This is a genomic window from Phycisphaerae bacterium (assembly GCA_012729815.1).
Classification (GTDB): domain Bacteria; phylum Planctomycetota; class Phycisphaerae; order JAAYCJ01; family JAAYCJ01; genus JAAYCJ01.
This window is the reverse complement of the sequence record JAAYCJ010000323.1, coordinates 1-1,584: the sequence shown is the minus strand read 5'-3', so window position 1 is coordinate 1,584 and position 1,584 is coordinate 1. Positions and strand designations below refer to the sequence as shown.

The following is a 1,584-nucleotide window of genomic DNA, read 5'->3' as shown; positions in this document are numbered from 1 at the left end:
GCGCTTGACCTCGTCGAGTCCCGTCCAGTCGACCACGCCGCCCATGAACCGGTCGAAGACCTCGACCCACTTGTCCGCCCGCTCCTGGCGGCTGTGAGTCGGATTCTCGTAGATCCAGTGCTGGAACGCATCGACCGTGGCCACCCACGGCAGGATGTAGACGATGCCTTCAAACTGCTCGAAGAGCACCCGTTTGCGGCCTTCCTCGTCGTAGAACGCGTCGAGGAACGGCTGGGCCAGAAGCTCCATGCCCATCGAGGCGACCTCGGAGAATTCCAGCGGGGCGTGGCGATAGCTCTGGAGCGGTTCGTCAGCCGCCGCCAGCGAGTGGAACGAATGGCCGCCCTCGTGCAGGAGCGTCTCGACGTCCCGGTGTACGCCGACGGCGTTCATGAAGATGAACGGCTTGCGGGCCTCGTCGAGCGTGGTCTGATAGCCGCCGGGCGCCTTGCCCTTGCGGCTTTCGAGGTCCAACAGTCCCAGGTCGGCCATCATTCGGAACTGCCCGCCGAGGTGCGGATCGACGCGGTCGAAAATGCGGCGAGCGCCCGCCACGAGTTCTTCGGATTTCTCGAAAGGCGCCAGCGGCGGCCGGCCCTTGGGGTCGACGCTGGTATCCCACGGCCGAAGCGGATCGAGGGCCATCTGGTTCCGGCGTTCCTCCAGCAGCCGGCGGTAGGCCGGCACCACCAGCCGCGCCACCGTCTCGTGATACCGCTTGCAGTCCTCCGGCGTGTAGTCGAACCGGTGGCCGGCCACGAACTTGTAGTCGCGATAGTTGGCGAATCCGGCGTTGGTCGCGATCTGGTGACGAAGCGCCAGCATCTTGTCGAAGAGGTCCTCGAGCTTGTCGCGGTCCCGCAGCCGCCGGTCGGTGATTGTGCGCCACGCCCGCTCGCGCAGGCCCCGATCGGTCTCGTAGAGGAACTTGCCGATCTGCTGGAGCGTCCGCTCCTGGCCCTCGAATTCGGCCGTCATCGCCCCCGCGACAGTCTGGAACTCCTGCGAGAGCAGCTCGACCTGCGTCTGAAGCGGGACGTTCTGGTCGCGGAAGACCTGGACGTCGGCCCGGCTGTTGCGGTCGAGCACCTCGTAGCGTTTGGGCTCCGCGGCGAACCGCTCCCGTTGTTCCAGGTACTTTCGGGTGACCTTGTCCTCCAGCGGCCGGACCGCCGGCACCACCGTCTCCATGAAGTGGCGATAGGCCTCGGCCCGCTCCTTGTCGTCGGTCTGGCAGGTCATCCGCACGTACAGGATCGACCCGACCTGCTCGAGGGCCGCCGACAACTCCGAGAGGTCCAGCATCCAGTTGTCGAACTGCTCCTGTGACCCGATCGGCTGGTCCAGCAGCGTCCGATACAACTCCGCCACCGTCTCGGCCCTGGTCAGGTCCGCCCCTTCCGGGACGAACCGCCGCGGGCTGTAGCGTCCGAGCTTGCCGAAATCCACGCCGCAACTGGCATCCGTGTTCACGGTTAATCCTCCCAATGGACGATTGCTCCCTCGCACTTCCGGTCGTGACGCGTGATTATACCGCCGCGGTCCGGCCGTGTCGCCGGTCGGCCCTCGAATCCCGTAAAAGGT

Annotated in this window: 1 protein-coding gene; it reads right to left on the bottom strand. The window is 66.0% G+C overall.

Annotated features, from left to right (window positions below; genetic code table 11):
• Positions 1-1,473 (bottom strand): M3 family oligoendopeptidase (locus GXY33_21270; protein ID NLX07677.1); only part of this gene is annotated, 1,473 nt, incomplete at its 3' end.
• Positions 1,474-1,584 lie beyond the last annotated feature (111 nt).